We start from the raw sequence: 15,849 nt of genomic DNA, 5'->3' as shown, positions 1-15,849 counted from the left end.
TAGAGTTAACTCGCGAGCTGGCTGACGGCTTGAGTGAGTTTTTCGGCAAGTTCTGGGTTCGTTAATGTACCTGTTTCTACATCAAAATTTTGATAAAAGCTGGGTACCGACAAAGTGCCTTTTACATCAGCGGCAAAGTAGGGCGCTGATGTGGTTGCGGCGGTTAATACCGTGTTAGCACCGCCAGGGCCTGGTGAGGTGGCTAATAATAGCGTTGGTTTATTTTGAAACAGTTTTTGATCAATACGTGATGTCCAGTCAAACAGGTTTTTGTAGGCTGCAGTGTAAGAGCCATTATGCTCTGCAAAAGAAATGACTAAAGCATCTGCCTGGGTGATTTTATCAAAAAAGGCTTGTGCCAATGCAGGCTTGCCTAACTCTTTTTCTCTATCTTCGCTAAATAATGCTATTTCATAATCGTTAATATCTAACAATTCTACTTCCGCGCCATCGACTAAGTTAGCGGCTAAGTTAGCGGCATAATTTGCCAAGGTTTTGTTGATTGAATGACGACTACTGCTTGCTGCAAATGCTAATATTTTCATGTTATTGCCTTATTTAAATCGCTGATATTGTAAACACCTAAAACCAAAGCGGTGGATGACTAAAGTGTGTTTGCTATTAACTTATGCAGCTACTGTACGGCTTTTTTGCGGATTGATTAAGTTAGTTGTTGGATATTTATTGTTTCCATATAACTCGCAATAGTGGTTTTTTAAGCTATTTTAATCTTTATTGGAATGAATAACGCCGTTATAGTGGCACAAATACAGTAACAATGGCCGAGCGTGATGGATCAAGATACAAAGCTATTTGATGGTGTGGTGATTTTTACCCAAGTGATCGAGCTTGGGAGCTTTTCGTTAGCGGCAGAAAAAACCGGCCATTCCACTTCTTATGTCAGTAAAACTGTCACCAAATTAGAGCAGCGGCTTCATACTCGATTATTGCATCGCAGCACGCGTTCGCTGAGTTTAACCGCAGAGGGCAAGCTGTTTTATCAGCAATGTCAGCAAATGGTCGCCGATGCCCAAGCGGCAATCAATATGATCGATAGCAGCTTAATGACCCCCAACGGCACTCTAAAGATTAGCTGCCCAGTGACCTTTGGCTTGCAATATTTACAACCCATTTTGTCTTTGTATATGCGCATGTATCCCGAGGTAAAGCTAGACATTGATTTTAGCGATCGCCATGTGGACTTAGTGCAAGAGGGCTATGATTTAGCGATTCGAGCCACCGGACAATTAACTGATTCGAGTTTAATCTGTAAACGTATTGGTCAATTTCATGCGCATGTTGTGGCAACGCCGCAATACCTTGCCACACACGGAACCCCGCAAGTACCCAGCGAGTTAACTGAGCACCAATGTATTTGCTATAGCAATTTAAAGCAGCCAGATCGCTGGCTGTTTGAACATGCTGATGGTCGCTCAGAAACGGTAACTGTGGCGCAAGTGATTGGTTGTAATAATGCAGATATGGAACTGGCGATGGTGCTCGATCATCACGGTATTTGCCGCTTACCCTCATTTTACTTAACTGCAGCGCTTGAAAAAGAGCAGCTCAGCATACTGTTTGAAGATTACATTCAACCTCAAATCGACATATATGCGGTTTATCCCAGCCGTAAGCATTTATCCCCAAAAGTTCGCCGCTTTATCGACTTGCTGGTGGAGCATATGCCTAGTCAGTAACACTTATCAATGCCTCCAATATTGGCGCCGACCAATACCTATAACCAAGCATTATAGGTATTGGTGTTAATCCTCAAATGGCTTGTTACAGGATGAATGTTGCCACCAAATTATTTAACGACTTTGCTTGCAGCTTCAAATCTTGCGCTTGCTGTAAGCTTTCTGCAGCAGCAAGGCTAATTTCATCGGTGACGTCTTTAATCGCTACCGTATTTTGGGTGATTTCATTGGTGACTTGGGTTTGCTCTTCAGCAGCAGTGGCAATCTGACTGGCCATGTCTGAAATTAACGCTACTGCTTGGGTGATCTCACCAATCGCGTTGGTGGCCTCATTAACATCGGTAACACTGTTAGCAGCTAAGGATTGACTGGTTTGCATCAAGCTTACTGCTCTTGAAGTGGTTTTTTGCAAGGTTTCAATAGTTTGATGTATCTCTTGGGTTGAATCTTGGGTTCGTCGAGATAGTACTCTGACCTCATCAGCCACCACTGCAAAGCCTCGGCCTTGTTCGCCTGCACGGGCAGCTTCAATGGCGGCATTTAATGCCAGTAAGTTTGTTTGTTCAGCAATGCCTTGAATCGTCGACAAAATACTTGAAATTGAATGAGCATGGCGGCTTAAATCGCCAATCACATCAGTGGCTTGAGTGACTTCATCTGCCAGCAAATTGATTGACTGGCGAGTGTTATCAACCAAACTTTGCCCTTGTAAACTACTTGTGCTTGATTGCTGCGCTGCAGCTGCAGTATTTTCCGCATTTGAAGCAATTTCGTTGGTGGCACTGGCCATTTGGGTTACGGCAGTGGCAACCATAGTGACTTCTTGTTGCTGCACTTGTAGCTCTTTTGCTGCTTCATGTGAATTGCCCAAGCTTTGATCCGCTTTTTGGTCAAGTTCATGAGCTACCTGACGGATTTGAGTAATCAGCTGATGCTGACTATGTACAAATAAGTTGAAATTTTCAGCCAGTGTTCCTACTTCATCTTTACTCTCAATTTCAATACGCTGGGTTAAGTCGCCATTGCCTTGAGCTATGTGGGCTAATGCTTGTGACACTTTTGATAAAGGCGCAAGTAAGCGACTCATCATCAAAGAAATAGACACCATGCTTACCAGTAAAATAATGGCAGCAATACCGAGCTGGGTCAGGAGTAATGATTTAAGTGGCGCTTCCAAGGTTGCTTGGTCAAGTACGAGGATAAGTTCCCAGTCAGTATTAGGGATTGCTTCTAGCCAGATAAGTTTATCTTTGTCTTCAGGAGCGAAGTGAATCGACATGAGTTCATTTGCGCGACGATTTTGCTGCAAAAGGCTGTAATCAAGGTCGTTATCAATGGCGCGGATATGGCCCATGGTTTTACTTGAGTCTTTATAGGCGATAACCGTACCGTCTCGGTGGATCATGATGGCAAAACCGTTCGAAGGTAGTTTCATTTGCTTGACATCATTAACCAAGTCATTAATGGATAGATCCCCAGCTACCACACCATTGATCGTTGGTGTGGCAAGGGTTACAACCAAAGTATTATAAAAAGCATCAAGGTAAGGCGTGGTTATTATTAATTGTTGTTCTGAGTTAGCTTGCTGATACCAAGGGCGTTGACGTGGGTCGTAATCGCTGAAATCAATACTTTGATCTGAATCTATCATTTCGCCTGAAGCTTTACCGAAGTAGGTTGATTCAAAACGACCAGATTGCTTTGCCTGAAGCAAAGCATCAAGTGTGTTGCTGTTGGCTTTGTCGCCCATCGCATTGACGATATCTTTTCTGCTGTCTAGCCACTCACTGATCCTTTGGGCTTGCTGAGCACTTAAGCGCTGAACTTGCTCAAGATTAGTCTGCATAAGCATGGTTTTTTGATTGGAGTAACTAAGCCAAGATAGCAGCGTTATCACCATCGATAATGCGATTAGTACAGGTATAAGTATTTTGTGCTTTAATGAATAAGATTTCATAGGGGTCGTTGTTATTAAAGTAAAAGTGGGCAGGCATTAGTATTATTAAACTAAATTAAGGTGTTAATTAGCCAATGGGGCTGCTAAAGGTGTGATATTGCTACAAGGTTACGCAATTGCTTGACTATAAAAACATCGACACAATCTAATGGTTAACATTGCTGTCACTAGGGGTGCTCATTTGTACTGCATAATGTCAACCATGGGTAAAGCCATAGAGCATTGCTTAAAGCACGAGTAAGCTTACTTAAAGTAAAGCTACCAAAATGCTGTTTTCTGTAATCGATTTTCATCGTCACAGTCAGGCTTGTTGTTAAGCTAAGCTTTAGCGGTGAGCTAAAAATCAAAAAAGGAGGCAAATAATAATGCCTCCTTTTTCTTTTAGCTAGATTTAGCCTTTACCGAGCTTTGGCTTTTAGCTTGATTTAGCTATAAGCACCGCTAGAATATTGTAGTTCATAGCTGTGGCTATAAATTTCGATGATATTTCCGAATGGATCTTCCATGTAAATCATACGGTATGGTTTTTCACCCGGGAAGTAATAACGTGGTGCTTTCATACGTTTTTTACCGCCAGCAGCAACAATTTTTTCCGCTAATTCTTCAACGTTTGGATCTTGAACTGAAAAGTGGAAAATACCAGTTTTCCAATATTCAAAATTATCTTCAGGGTTTTGCTGATTTTTAAATTCAAACAGTTCAAGGCCAATGCGATCGCCCGTAGACATGTGAGCGATTCTGAAGCGTTCCCAGCCTGCGCCAAATACGTCGGTACACATAACCCCGATTGCACTGTCATCTTCTTTTACTTCGGTAGGCTCCATGATCACGTACCAGCCGAGGACTTCACTATAAAACTTAACCGCTTCCTCTAGATTAGGTACTGACACCCCGATATGAGAAAAAGTACGTGGGTATGGATTATTGGTATTGAATTTATCATTACCCATAGCGCCAGCAAGCTTGGTTGGCTCAGTGCCTGTGGCTGCCATAACCGATGCGGCAGTAGTGGCGGCAACAGCGGCTGCAACACCCACGCCCATTGTTTTTAGCATGTTTCTGCGGCCTAGGTTTAAGTCGTTACTTTTAGCATTGCTGCTGTCATCGTGGTTGCTCATGGTGCATTCCTCATTAACTGGTGTAAATTTGATGAGCGAATTGTATACAGACAAGTTTTTAATGAAAAATTATCAATATTTATAGGAACAATAAAATTATGTAATGTTGGTTTGCTTTGAGTGACGTATCAATCCTATGGGTTAAACAAAGATCATGAGCAGGTGCCTTCACGGGTAAGCTTGCGGCTGTAAACTGCTTTTAATGATAAAGCGCTTTCTATTTGTGGCTAATCTGGTAGATATAGTTTTTAGCTTACCGTTTGCGACATAGAAGCGCGAACGACTTACTGTAGTGTTTTAGCCGTCATACTCATTTAAAGGCCGTGATCTATTATGAAATCTGTATTCGATTATTTACGCTTAATACTATTTGTCTCAGGGGTATTACTTGGCGTGCAAGTACCTGCTTTTGTTGATCAGTATGGTCAGCGATTGCAAGCTCATACCCAAGAAGCAAAATTGAGTTTAGCCGAGTTTGAGCAAGATGCAGATCGATTTTTTGCTGGTGATATTCAACAGCTCATAGCCCATTATCAGCATAACCCTGACCAAGTGTTTAGTGCTGGTGGCGACAGTATTCAAGCCATTTATCAACGTTATCAGTTGCTAAATGGGGCACTTATGCAGTTCAATCAAACGGCTTTTAGTGGTTTTGAACAAGTGGCATTTACGCCAATGGAAGATATACGCCAAGAGGTATGGCACAACTTTAGCCATACCATCATGCTCGATACACGGGCGATAACCATAGGTTTAGTGCTCGGTTTTTTATTATCACTGATATGTGAACTTTGTTTGCTGGGTTGTGGCAAAGGCTGTCGACATGCATATCGAGCACTAAAACCGATATCGGTTAAAGTGAGCTCACAATAAGCTCAAGGCGAACAACAGCTAAAGCCCATACAGTTACTCAGTGTTTGTAACGCCGCTTTAGCGCTATGCTGTTGAGCACATTATTCAATAAATAAGGATTTACCATGATTGAACAAGGACACACGTTACCGGCAGGCACCTTAGGCGAATTAACCGCAACAGGCATGGTAAGTCATGATGTTAGTACGTTATTTTCTGGTAAAAAGGTGGTGTTATTTGCTGTACCGGGTGCTTTTACACCCACTTGCTCAGAAGCGCATTTACCGGGTTTTGTGGTGCTTGCTGATCAACTTAAAGCTAAAGGGGTTGATGCCATTGCTTGTGTATCTGTCAATGATGCCTTTGTAATGAAAGCCTGGGGGGATGCGCAAAATGCCAGTGAACTCATGATGCTAGCAGATGGCGATGCAAGTTTTACCAAAGCATTAGGTTTAGATATGGATACCGCAGGCTTTGGCGGTATTCGCTCCCAGCGTTATGCGATGATTGTCGATAATGGTGTGGTAACCAGCTTAAATGTGGAAGCGCCAAAGTCTTTTGAAGTCAGTACTGCAGAAGCGATATTGAGCGCTCTGTAAAACTGCATGTAAGAATGCTTCTATCAGCTTGGCTGATTTGTATGCCTGAGTTGTAGCTATGAGTCGTCAATTAATGAAGCCAGCGCTGATGTCGCTGGTTTTTTTATTTGGCTTATACTGAATTGCTATTTTTCTAATCACTCAAGGATAAAAGAGTCGAAAAACATTGATCTAAATCAAATGCATGTTTAATATCTGTCAAAACATGCATTATGAATACATATTAGAGGTTGTTTATGTTAGATCAACATACGATTGACGTTGTTAAAAGCACCATTCCCTTATTAGAGTCAGCTGGTCCTGCGCTGACGACGCATTTTTATCAACGTATGTTTGAACATAATCCCGAGTTAAAAGATGTATTTAACTTGACCCATCAGCATTCTGGCGGACAACCGCTTGCCTTATTCAGTGCGGTGGCCGCATACGCAAAAAATATCGATAATCTTGCCGTGCTAGGCTCAGCTGTTGAGCGTATTGCTCATAAACACACAGGTTTCTTAATCAAGCCAGAGCAGTACGCCATTGTTGGTGGACACCTTTTAGCGACACTTAAAGAACTCGGCGGTGATGCCGTGACTGAAGAAGTGCTGACCGCTTGGGGTAATGCATATGGCTTTTTAGCGGATATCTTTATCAACCGCGAAGCACAGCTTTACCTGCAAACAGCACAGGCTCAAGGTGGCTGGGAAGGGACTCGCCGTTTTGTCATAAAGTCGAAAACCCCAGAGTCAACGCTGATCACTTCGTTTTTGTTAGTGCCTGAAGATGGTAAAGAAGTGATCGACTTTATTGCTGGTCAATACTTGAGTGTATCGCTTGAGCATGATGAACTTGAATTTAAAGAAATTCGTCAGTACTCGTTATCAGATGCGCCTAATCGAAATACTTATCGCATCAGTGTGAAGCGAGAAGCGGGCGGTAAAGTATCTAATCTGCTCCATGATCATTATCAGCAAGGTGATGTCATTGAGGTGGTTGCGCCAGCGGGTGATTTTTCGCTGATAGCAGAAGAAAGCCCTGTGATACTGATTTCAGCAGGTGTGGGTCAAACGCCGATGATGAGCATGTTAAACCAGCTTATTGCTCAAAAATACGCAAATAACATCACTTGGATACATGCTTGTGATAATGGCGCAGTACATGGCTTTAAAGAGGTAATTAAGGCAAAGACAATCGCTAATGAGCAGCTGCAAAGCTATGTTTGGTATCGTGAGCCAGCAGCACAGGATTTACCAGCAGAAGATTTTGATTTTGAAGGTACTGTAGAACTCGAAAAAATCGCTGAGCATATGTTACCCAATGGGCAATATTACTTCTGTGGTCCTATTGGTTTTATGAAAGCCGTTAAGCAGCAATTATTAGCGCTTAATGTGCCAGAATCACAACTGCATTATGAAGTATTTGGCCCTCATGCTGATTTATAATGGCTGAGGCTTAACTAAAAAAGCGACTCTATGAGTCGCTTTTTTTTATGCTTATTTTTGGGTATTAATGACGGCTAATAGGCAGCCACACTTGGGCATGCAGCCCGCCTTCTGGGCGGTTTTTAAGGAGGATTTTACCGTGATGCCTATCGATAATACGTTTAACTATCGCTAACCCTAACCCTGAACCCACAGAGCCTCTAGCGCTATCGCCTTGGGTAAATGGCTGGAATAGTTCATCAATTTTAGTTTCATTAATACCAGGGCCATTATCTTCAACAATAAAGCTGACGTATTTGGCTTTATGGATTGAGCTAATTTTTATCCAGCCGCCACCGTAGCGAAAGCCGTTTTCAACAAGATTACTTAATACCCGTTTAATGGCCACACTTTGAAAGGACACCATAGGGCCTTCTTGCAATTGCAGCTCGATATCACCTTGTCGATGCATTTCTTGTTGGGCGATTTCGCGAATAAGGCGGTTGATATCATTGGGTTCCCGGGCGCTTTCTTGGTCATGGCGCACATAGGCAATAAACTGATTAATGATGTCGTCCATGTCTTCAATATCGGTGATGATGCCATCTTTTAGATATTGATCTTCTTCCACCATCATTTCAGATGCTAGGCGAATACGAGTCAGTGGTGTGCGTAAATCGTGGGAAATCCCCGCCATCAATAGCGCGCGATCTTGCTCCAACTGCTTCATGCTGTGAGACATTTGATTAAAGGCGTGAGTCACTTCAACGATTTCAGAAGAGCCGCTTAAGGGCAATGGCGCAGGAAATTCCCCTTTTGATACTGTAAAGGCCGCTCGCTGTAGGCGTTTAAGTGGTTTATTAAGACGCCGAGCAAATAACCAGCCTCCAGCGACACTTAAGGCGCCAATAACCAATAAATATAAGGTCAGTGGCGATAAATCATTTTCGTTTAGGCCAGTCAGCGGTACTTTAATCCACACCGAGGTGGCTTGAGGTGGACGGATCCACACTTCTAACTGAGTCCCTTGGGAAAAGCGCACTTCTGCTTCTCCGCCTAAATACTCAGACATTTGTGCAGATAAAAATCCATAGTAGGTCGCACTGTCTACCCCAGCTTCAATGGCGCCTTGTTGGTTATAGACTTTCATCTCATCGTCACGCACTTTGGCGTTTAGGGCATCGACAATGGTGAGGTGTTCACGGCTGATCTCTACGCCATCAATAAATAATAAGTTGATTTGCCGTGCGATCAGTTGATTGATTTGTTCGTAACTGGGTTTAATGAAATAAACCGTCACCGATAAGTAAGACACCAGCTGATTAATCAGTAGCAAGCTACCAATTAATAGTACGGTTTGACTGAATGAATTACGTGGCAGGAAACGCTGCCACCATTTCAGTTTTATGGCTTGAGCTTGGCTAATAAGGCTTAACCTCGAGCGGTGCCGTCAGGCACGAACACATAACCTAAACCCCAAACCGTTTGGATATAGCGGGGATTAGCAGCATCGACTTCAATTAAGCGGCGCAGACGGGATACTTGTACGTCAATTGAGCGCTCAAGTGCAGAGTAGTCACGGCCACGGGCAAGGTTCATTAGTTTGTCCCGCGATAGTGGCTCCCTAGGGTGTGAAACCAACACTTTTAATACCGCAAACTCGCCACTGGTTAAGGCAATGCTTTTATCTTCATGAAACATCTCACGAGTGGCGAGGTTAAGGGAAAACTCACCAAAGCTAATGACTTCTTCTTGTTGCGCTGGCGCACCTGGTACTTCAGCCGTTTGACGGCGCATAACGGCTTTAATACGTGCGAGCAATTCCCGCGGATTAAACGGCTTAGGTAAGTAATCATCAGCGCCAAGCTCTAGACCAATAATACGGTCAACTTCGTCGCCTTTGGCGGTCAGCATAATAATAGGAATGGGATTTTCTTGTTGGCGTAAGCGGCGACAAATCGATAATCCATCTTCACCGGGAAGCATTAAATCTAACACTAACAGGTGGAAGTTTTCTCGCTCTAATAAGCGGTCCATTTGCTCGGCATTTGCTGCACTGCGAACTTGGTAACCTTGCTCCAGCAGATAACGTTCCAATAATGATCTGAGTCGCATGTCATCATCGACAACGAGAATTTTAGATGTTTCTTGGCCCATGACATATCCTTTGGCTAAATTTCGGCACTAAATACAGTTATTAAGCTAAATATAGCGACTTTATAAGAGTGCAAACAAGCGCTGGATGAATTGTTTGCTAATTGTGAGGGGTAATATGATCAATAACAAGGATTAAGTCTATGAAAAAAAGTGATTTTAATGGCATTAAATTGATTAAGGGAAATTGTAACTAAATCAGTTTTTACGCAATAAGGTTGAACAGGAGTCAATCACGCCATCATCATTACTGTCCAATAAAAAAATAAGCTGGTTATCGTGCAGCTTAATATTAAACGCGGCAGCGGCGATATCATTTAAGCGGTTAAAGCCGATTTGTTGGTTATCATCGTATTCAGCTTGAAAGTAGACTTCGCCTGAGTCCATTTGGTGTTGATATTGACCCCACTCCATGCCGGTATTTTCATCATCATGATCCAAGTTGATTTGTAATTGCACATACAAGCCATTATTGAGCATCAATACCGCAAATAAATCATCGAACTCCTGATTGTACCAATAACCTTCAATACTTTGAGCCTGCAGCTGATGATATTCAATAATGACATCAATTGAGCTGTCGCTTTGGGAGTCCATATTGAGCTGTAAGCGCTCGGCACTGGCACTGGCACTGGCATTGATATAGACATGGCTTTTACTACGGTCAGTGAGCAATGTTATCAAGCCTTCTGCAGGATTATTACTGAAGGTGGGGTTAAAACTAATGATCAGCGGTAAGTCAGCAAAGTTGCTGCTTTCAGATAAGGTATAACTGCCCCATTCGGCAAAGCTATTTTCAGGCTGGAGTAGGTCAAGCCCCAGTTGCAGGTAGGAGCCGTCCTCATTGATTTGTAATAGCTCAATGTAATCTGTTTGCTGATTGAGCCAGTTACCGACAATATTTTGCGGTACATAGCTCAGCGCCATTAGCTTAAAGCTAACAACAAGCAGTCCAACAGCCCAAAAGATTTTACTGTACATAAAAAATCCTTTTATTCATCTTATTCAAAGCTCGCTTCCATGCAGGTATTAGGGGGAGAATGGACTTTTGCTTGAAAGCTCAGCGATTTGGCTATAGACAGTACTATTATCAGCGCTTGAACCAAGATTAAAAACTAAGCGCTAAAGCACTATATATCGTTAAGGCCAGCTAAATAAATACAACTTTAAGTCTAGTTAAATATATCTATAGGGCAAATTTTAGTCGCTAAAACAGCCTTAAACTGCATGCTTTGCAGTGCAAAATTCTACTTTTGTTTGAGGCTTTGAGGTTTTCTATTAGCTAAACGGTGTAGGATATTTTATTGATATACCAATCTTGGGGGCCATTGGGGGTGGGAACAACGGCATCATCATCGATTTCTTTTTTCAATAATGCCCGCGCCATGGGTGAATCAATGGAGATATAGCCTTTGGCATCGCCATAAATTTCATCGGGACCAACTATACGAAATGCCAGTGTGTCGCCAGCATCATTTTCAATTTCGACCCAAGCGCCAAAGAACACTTTACCTTCTTGCTCAGGAGCATACTCAACCACTTTTAAGTTTTCGATACGCTTACGTAAAAACCGCACTCGGCCATCAATTTGTCGTAATAAACGTTTATTCTCTTTGTAGTCAGCGTTTTCGGAGCGGTCACCAAGGCTCGCCGCCCAAGCCACTTTTTTGGTGATCTCAGGACGATATTCACGCCATAAATAGTTCAGCTCAGTTTTGAGTTTGGTCATCCCTTCAGGGGTGATGAGATTGGTTTTCACGTAGTTAGCCTTAATAACGAATTCAGTGATTATCGCGTTAATAACAGCGCGTCGATAGCGGCGTATTGAGAACATGGCCGACATCATAAACTCAATATACTGTGATTTGATGCTATCGCCAATCACATAAAGCCGTGCGAATAGAATGGACTTAATTGGTGATGATTTTTAGCGCACATTTTAACGTTAGCATTATCAACTCAGATGAGTTACTTAAGGTCATTTATAACGTTAGTCATATGGCCAATAAAGAAAACTAATATCGCTTACCCATGTTGCCCTTGGGTTTATTAGTCGAGGAGGTTATTGGCTGTCCACCTAAAAGCATATTGGGGGAGGTAATGTGTGCTGAAGGCAATGAAGAGATATTTACTTCAGTGCCGTATTTGCTTCTTAACTCATGGATCAAGCCGAAGTCTAATGCGCCTTTTGGACAGGCATCGACGCACAAAGGTAGGCTCTGTTGCTCGATTAGCTCGAAGCAACCGTCGCACTTCACCATCACTTTACGTGTTGGGTCGAGTTGGGGCGCTTCATAAGGGCAAGCACGGGCGCAAGAACCGCATCCAACACATGTCTCTTGAGCAACATGAACTAAGCCATCTTTGGCACGTTTATGCATCGCCCCTGTTGGGCAGGCCAATACGCATACTGGTTCGCTACAATGGTTGCAGGATACTGATAAATAATAGGTCGAGATATTGGGTTGTTTTGATAATGCCGTAGGAATGCGTTCATCGCCATATTTATAGACCCGTCGAGTGCTGACGGATTTTTCCACATCAAATTTTTTATTACACACGCGATGACATTTTCTACAGCCAACACATTTACGTGTATCAAAATAGAATCCATATTGGGTAATTTCTGCAGTCATAGGCTTGTTGATAATACCAGTTATAGCGCGGATAAAGAGTAATTAACGTGATGCTGTATTAGCTATGCTACATGGAAATGTGGTGATTTTTTGGGTTTTATTCTATGACCCTACTTAGGTCACATTAAATACGATTATTTATGCTAAAAAAGCTAGCCAAGTATCAATATACTTGGCTAGCTAATTGGCTTTATGACGTCTTAAACTTCAGAGAAGTTGACGATTTCACCATCACGACCGCCATTCACATTCGCTTTAATAATCAAGTTCGGCGATGTAATGCTTTCTGGTGGTAAAGGTGCAATGTGGCCATCACCATTACCATATTTAGCGCGGAGGTTGTCCATGGTGTCAAAGTCCATTGCACGTAACGGGCAAGAGTCGATACACATTGGATTTTTGCCTTCAGCTAGACGCTCATAACAACCATCACACTTCGTCATTACTTTACGTTCTTGGTCTAGTTGTGGCGCATCATATGGACATGCTCTAGCGCAGCTATTACAGCCAATACATAAATCAGTTGCCACGTGCACTAAGCCATCTTCACGACGTTTGTGCATTGCCCCTGTTGGACAAGCTTTTACACAAACAGGCTCAGAGCAGTGATTACAGCCAATTGAGGTGTAATAAGTGAATACGTTTTGCTCTAGGCTACCGTTTTGGTTTTCAACCCATTGTCCGCCGCCATATTCATATACACGGCGCCAGTTGATACCGACTGGTAAGTCTTTTCTATCTTTACAAGATACTTGGCACGCTTTGCAACCAGTACACTTAGCAGTGTCGAGATAAAAACCATATTGGATATTAGTGGTCATTGTTATTTACTCCATTAAGCTGTTGCAATTTGTACACGGTTGGTATGTTGTGGGTTACCTTTAGTCACCGGAGTTGGGTGATACTTAGTTAACGTATTAATGCAGCCCCCAATATCGATGATGTGACCTGAGTTACCAATACGGCCTGCTGGATCTGGTGTATACCAAGCGCCTTGACCAACCATTGCAACACCCGGTGCCACACGTGGTGTGACACGAACAGGCAATTCAATTGTGCCGCGGTCGTTCCATACTTGTGCTTTTACCCCTTGGGTAATACCTCTGGCATTGGCATCTTTTGGGTTCATCCATACTGCATCTTCAACCGCTTCACGTAACCAAGGTACGTTGTGGTAGCTTGAGTGAGTACGGCCTTTAGTATGGAAACCACATAGCTGTAATGGGTAATCTTTCGCTGCTTCTTCATCTTCGAAGCCATCCCATGTCACTACATATTTTGGTAGCGGAGTAATTTCATCGCCATCAAGTAAGGTCCAAGTAGCGGCTTTTTTAGCTAAAGACACTGAGTAGATTTCAATTTTGCCACTGATGGTAGGTCTTGGAGCTGCTGCAGGATTAGCTACATAGTCTTTTAAGGCAACAACAGTGTTAGCCATATACTTTCTGAATAAGCCCACTTCTTGCGCTTCGCCATAGGTAGCTGGCATATCAACATCAGTATTTGCAGCGCGGGTACCAGCGTAAATCTCTTCACACCAATCACGACCTGTTTTACCTTCAGTATATTCGCCGCCTTTACCCATTTTGTCTGCAATACCAGCACAGATGTCATACATTGATTTTGCATCACCTAGCGGGTTAAGCGATGAACTCATCATGGTTGCATAAGCCATTTGACCTGATGCATAGCTGTCATCGGCAAGATCTTCTGACTCAAGCCAAGTGGTATCAGGCAGAATAATATCGGCGTATCGAGCTGAAGGCGTCATCCAGCAATCACAAACAACAATCAGCTCACATTTACTCTCATCAGCGAGGATTTCAGCGGTGCCGTTACTATCAGAGTGTTGGTTGATCAAGATGTTACTTGAAGTATTAATGATCACTTTGATGTTGCTGTTTAACTTGGCACTGTTGTTGTCTTCGATTTCATTTAAGGCGTTGCTAGCGTAACGAACGCCGTCAGTGGTGCCAGTAAATTCTTCACCACGGACAATGGCATCAGACCAAGAGAAACAAGGAATGGTAATATCAACTGGGTTGTTACCAGCTGGCAAACCACCACCAAGTGGGAACTGGTTGCTTGATGGCATGGCACCGGTGCTAACACCCGCTTGGCCGAGTTTACCCGTCATAATAGAAAGCATATAAACTGCGCGAGTATTTTGGTCACCGTTAGCATGACGGCTGACACCTGCGCCGGCAGAGATGTATGGAGCTTTAGCATTCATTAACTTGGTTGCAAGTTCACGAATGTTGTCAGCGGTAACACCACAAATCTTTTCAGCCCACTCAGGGGTGCGAGCGCCTTGTCCAAGGTATTTACCCATACCCATGATGTAGTCATGGTAGTTGTCTTCAGGATTAATATATTGTGCGTGCTCACGCTTGTTTTGGTCTTGTTCAACTTCTAGTTCGGCTTTTAGTCGCTCAAGTGACGCTTTGCTATAACCAACACAATGGCTTTCTAAGAAAGCTGCAGAGTTATCGTTAACCCAGCCAGTATCAATCATGTGGTGAATAACGGCTTCAGCAAGCGCTGCATCAGTACCTGGACGAACAGCTAACCACTTGTGTTCATTACCACGCATTGAGTCGGTATAGCGCGGCTCAACCATATACACTTCGATACTATGTTTGTTATTTTCAAGCGCTTTAATGAAGTCATAGCCTTCACCAGAACCTGATTGACGAATTTCGTTTGGATTAAAACCAAAACCAATGAATAAATCACTGTTTTCGATTTCAGCCAAACTTGAACCACCAATCGAGTCCCATTTGTCGCCATAAGTGGCCATTGCCGCCATGTAAACTTGCGACCATGAATAATCCCAATGATGGTTTAAGAATCCACCATTTAGGTTAAGTAATCGACCCCAAGTGGCAGCATTGTTTGCAAAACCGTAGTAGGCGCCAGTTCCATAGTTAAAGTAGATTGACTCGTTGCCATGTGTACTTGCTGTTTCTTGTAGTTTCGCTGCAATTTCTGCGTAAGCATCGTCCCATGAGATAGGTACAAACTTACCTTCACCACGTTTGCCAATACGCTTCATTGGGGTTTTTAAACGATCCGGCGCATAGGTGCGTTGCTTTAAAGAGCGGCCACGGGCGCAGGCACGGATTTGGTGGTTAACCCCGTATTCGTCAGTGGTTTCGTGATCAGCTTCAATGCGGGTAATGACTCCATCACGGCTAAATACTTTAATTGGGCAGTTTGAGCCACAGTTAACCAAGCAGGCAGACCAATTCATTTGCTCATCAGCCACAGGTGGCGGAGTTGGGGTGACATTGGCATCATCTGAACTGGTTTTACAACCGGTTACCGTTGCTGCACAGCCAAGTGCTGCACTCGCTTTTAAAAAACTTCTACGTTCCATTGATATATCCTCTCGTAGCATTAACGATGCGTCTTAGCGCAATTGGTAGGT

At 43.1% G+C, this 15,849-nt stretch carries 14 protein-coding genes; 4 read left to right on the top strand and 10 right to left on the bottom strand.

Going from position 1 to position 15,849, the window contains the following annotated elements; genetic code table 11:
• Positions 1-5: 5 nt before the first annotated feature.
• Positions 6-545, bottom strand: a complete 540-nt coding sequence (locus Q4533_RS18100) for an NADPH-dependent FMN reductase (RefSeq protein ID WP_102520297.1) — start codon at positions 543-545, stop codon at positions 6-8.
• A 246-nt stretch (positions 546-791) separates the two neighbouring features.
• Between Q4533_RS18100 and Q4533_RS18095 the strand changes: the two genes are divergently transcribed.
• Positions 792-1,697 (top strand): LysR family transcriptional regulator, encoded by a 906-nt coding sequence (locus Q4533_RS18095; protein ID WP_303503664.1) that lies wholly within the window; start codon positions 792-794, stop codon positions 1,695-1,697.
• 85 nt (positions 1,698-1,782) lie between these two features.
• Here Q4533_RS18095 and Q4533_RS18090 read toward each other — a convergent pair whose 3' ends face one another.
• Together Q4533_RS18090 and Q4533_RS18085 are read right to left on the bottom strand one after the other, a co-directional pair.
• The gene (locus Q4533_RS18090) at positions 1,783-3,654 is read right to left on the bottom strand and encodes a methyl-accepting chemotaxis protein (protein WP_102439407.1); all 1,872 of its coding nucleotides are present in this window, start codon (positions 3,652-3,654) and stop codon (positions 1,783-1,785) included.
• 425 nt (positions 3,655-4,079) lie between these two features.
• A complete protein-coding gene (locus Q4533_RS18085; protein WP_076538443.1) occupies positions 4,080-4,604 on the bottom strand; it encodes a lactoylglutathione lyase family protein in 525 nt (174 codons plus the stop codon).
• 501 nt (positions 4,605-5,105) lie between these two features.
• On the opposite strand from Q4533_RS18085, the gene Q4533_RS18080 reads away from it, so the two are divergent.
• The 3 genes from Q4533_RS18080 (at position 5,106) to hmpA (ending at position 7,650) form a co-directional block, all read left to right on the top strand.
• Entirely contained in the window at positions 5,106-5,645 is a 540-nt protein-coding gene (locus tag Q4533_RS18080) for a DUF2937 family protein (protein WP_102530985.1), read from the top strand.
• A 104-nt stretch (positions 5,646-5,749) separates the two neighbouring features.
• Positions 5,750-6,223: a peroxiredoxin gene (locus tag Q4533_RS18075; RefSeq protein WP_102439409.1), complete on the top strand. Its 474-nt coding sequence runs from the start codon at positions 5,750-5,752 to the stop codon at positions 6,221-6,223.
• Positions 6,224-6,459: 236 nt separating this feature from the next.
• Positions 6,460-7,650 carry an NO-inducible flavohemoprotein gene (gene hmpA, locus Q4533_RS18070; RefSeq protein WP_303503662.1) on the top strand — a complete coding sequence of 397 codons (1,191 nt, stop codon included), beginning with the start codon at positions 6,460-6,462 and terminating at the stop codon, positions 7,648-7,650.
• A gap of 64 nt (positions 7,651-7,714) precedes the next feature.
• Here the strand turns inward: hmpA and envZ are convergent, their stop codons facing one another.
• From envZ to Q4533_RS18035, 7 genes are all read right to left on the bottom strand, one after another.
• Positions 7,715-9,037, bottom strand: coding sequence for a two-component system sensor histidine kinase EnvZ (envZ, locus tag Q4533_RS18065; RefSeq protein WP_102439411.1), 1,323 nt, complete (start codon positions 9,035-9,037; stop codon positions 7,715-7,717).
• 23 nt (positions 9,038-9,060) lie between these two features.
• Positions 9,061-9,786 carry a two-component system response regulator OmpR gene (gene ompR, locus Q4533_RS18060; protein WP_102475949.1) on the bottom strand — a complete coding sequence of 242 codons (726 nt, stop codon included), beginning with the start codon at positions 9,784-9,786 and terminating at the stop codon, positions 9,061-9,063.
• Between the two features lie 195 nt (positions 9,787-9,981).
• Positions 9,982-10,764, bottom strand: a complete 783-nt coding sequence (locus Q4533_RS18055; RefSeq protein WP_303503660.1) for a hypothetical protein — start codon at positions 10,762-10,764, stop codon at positions 9,982-9,984.
• Between the two features lie 301 nt (positions 10,765-11,065).
• Positions 11,066-11,542, bottom strand: a complete 477-nt coding sequence (gene greB / locus Q4533_RS18050) for a transcription elongation factor GreB (RefSeq protein ID WP_102475948.1) — start codon at positions 11,540-11,542, stop codon at positions 11,066-11,068.
• Between the two features lie 256 nt (positions 11,543-11,798).
• The gene (locus tag Q4533_RS18045) at positions 11,799-12,419 is read right to left on the bottom strand and encodes a 4Fe-4S dicluster domain-containing protein (protein WP_102439415.1); all 621 of its coding nucleotides are present in this window, start codon (positions 12,417-12,419) and stop codon (positions 11,799-11,801) included.
• Between the two features lie 200 nt (positions 12,420-12,619).
• The gene (locus Q4533_RS18040) at positions 12,620-13,240 is read right to left on the bottom strand and encodes a DMSO/selenate family reductase complex B subunit (protein WP_102439416.1); all 621 of its coding nucleotides are present in this window, start codon (positions 13,238-13,240) and stop codon (positions 12,620-12,622) included.
• Positions 13,241-13,254: 14 nt separating this feature from the next.
• Positions 13,255-15,798, bottom strand: a complete 2,544-nt coding sequence (locus Q4533_RS18035; RefSeq protein ID WP_303503658.1) for a DMSO/selenate family reductase complex A subunit — start codon at positions 15,796-15,798, stop codon at positions 13,255-13,257.
• Between the last annotated feature and the right edge of the window lie 51 nt (positions 15,799-15,849).

The sequence above is a fragment of the Shewanella sp. 6_MG-2023 genome (genome assembly GCF_030547195.1).
Taxonomy (GTDB): Bacteria; Pseudomonadota; Gammaproteobacteria; order Enterobacterales; family Shewanellaceae; genus Shewanella.
The sequence above is the reverse complement of the archived record's forward strand: the minus strand, read 5'-3'. Positions and strand labels throughout refer to the sequence as shown.

Bases quoted from the DNA above. Each gene is read 5' to 3' on its own strand.
- Q4533_RS18100 (WP_102520297.1), bottom strand. From the start codon at position 545: ATGAAAATATTAGCATTTGCAGCAAGCAGTAGTCGTCATTCAATCAAC.
- Q4533_RS18095 (WP_303503664.1), top strand. From the start codon at position 792: ATGGATCAAGATACAAAGCTATTTGATGGTGTGGTGATTTTTACCCAA.
- Q4533_RS18090 (WP_102439407.1), bottom strand. From the start codon at position 3,654: ATGAAATCTTATTCATTAAAGCACAAAATACTTATACCTGTACTAATC.
- Q4533_RS18085 (WP_076538443.1), bottom strand. From the start codon at position 4,604: ATGGGTAATGATAAATTCAATACCAATAATCCATACCCACGTACTTTT.
- Q4533_RS18080 (WP_102530985.1), top strand. From the start codon at position 5,106: ATGAAATCTGTATTCGATTATTTACGCTTAATACTATTTGTCTCAGGG.
- Q4533_RS18075 (WP_102439409.1), top strand. From the start codon at position 5,750: ATGATTGAACAAGGACACACGTTACCGGCAGGCACCTTAGGCGAATTA.
- hmpA (WP_303503662.1), top strand. From the start codon at position 6,460: ATGTTAGATCAACATACGATTGACGTTGTTAAAAGCACCATTCCCTTA.
- ompR (WP_102475949.1), bottom strand. From the start codon at position 9,786: ATGGGCCAAGAAACATCTAAAATTCTCGTTGTCGATGATGACATGCGA.
- Q4533_RS18055 (WP_303503660.1), bottom strand. From the start codon at position 10,764: ATGTACAGTAAAATCTTTTGGGCTGTTGGACTGCTTGTTGTTAGCTTT.
- Q4533_RS18045 (WP_102439415.1), bottom strand. From the start codon at position 12,419: ATGACTGCAGAAATTACCCAATATGGATTCTATTTTGATACACGTAAA.
- Q4533_RS18040 (WP_102439416.1), bottom strand. From the start codon at position 13,240: ATGACCACTAATATCCAATATGGTTTTTATCTCGACACTGCTAAGTGT.
- Q4533_RS18035 (WP_303503658.1), bottom strand. From the start codon at position 15,798: ATGGAACGTAGAAGTTTTTTAAAAGCGAGTGCAGCACTTGGCTGTGCA.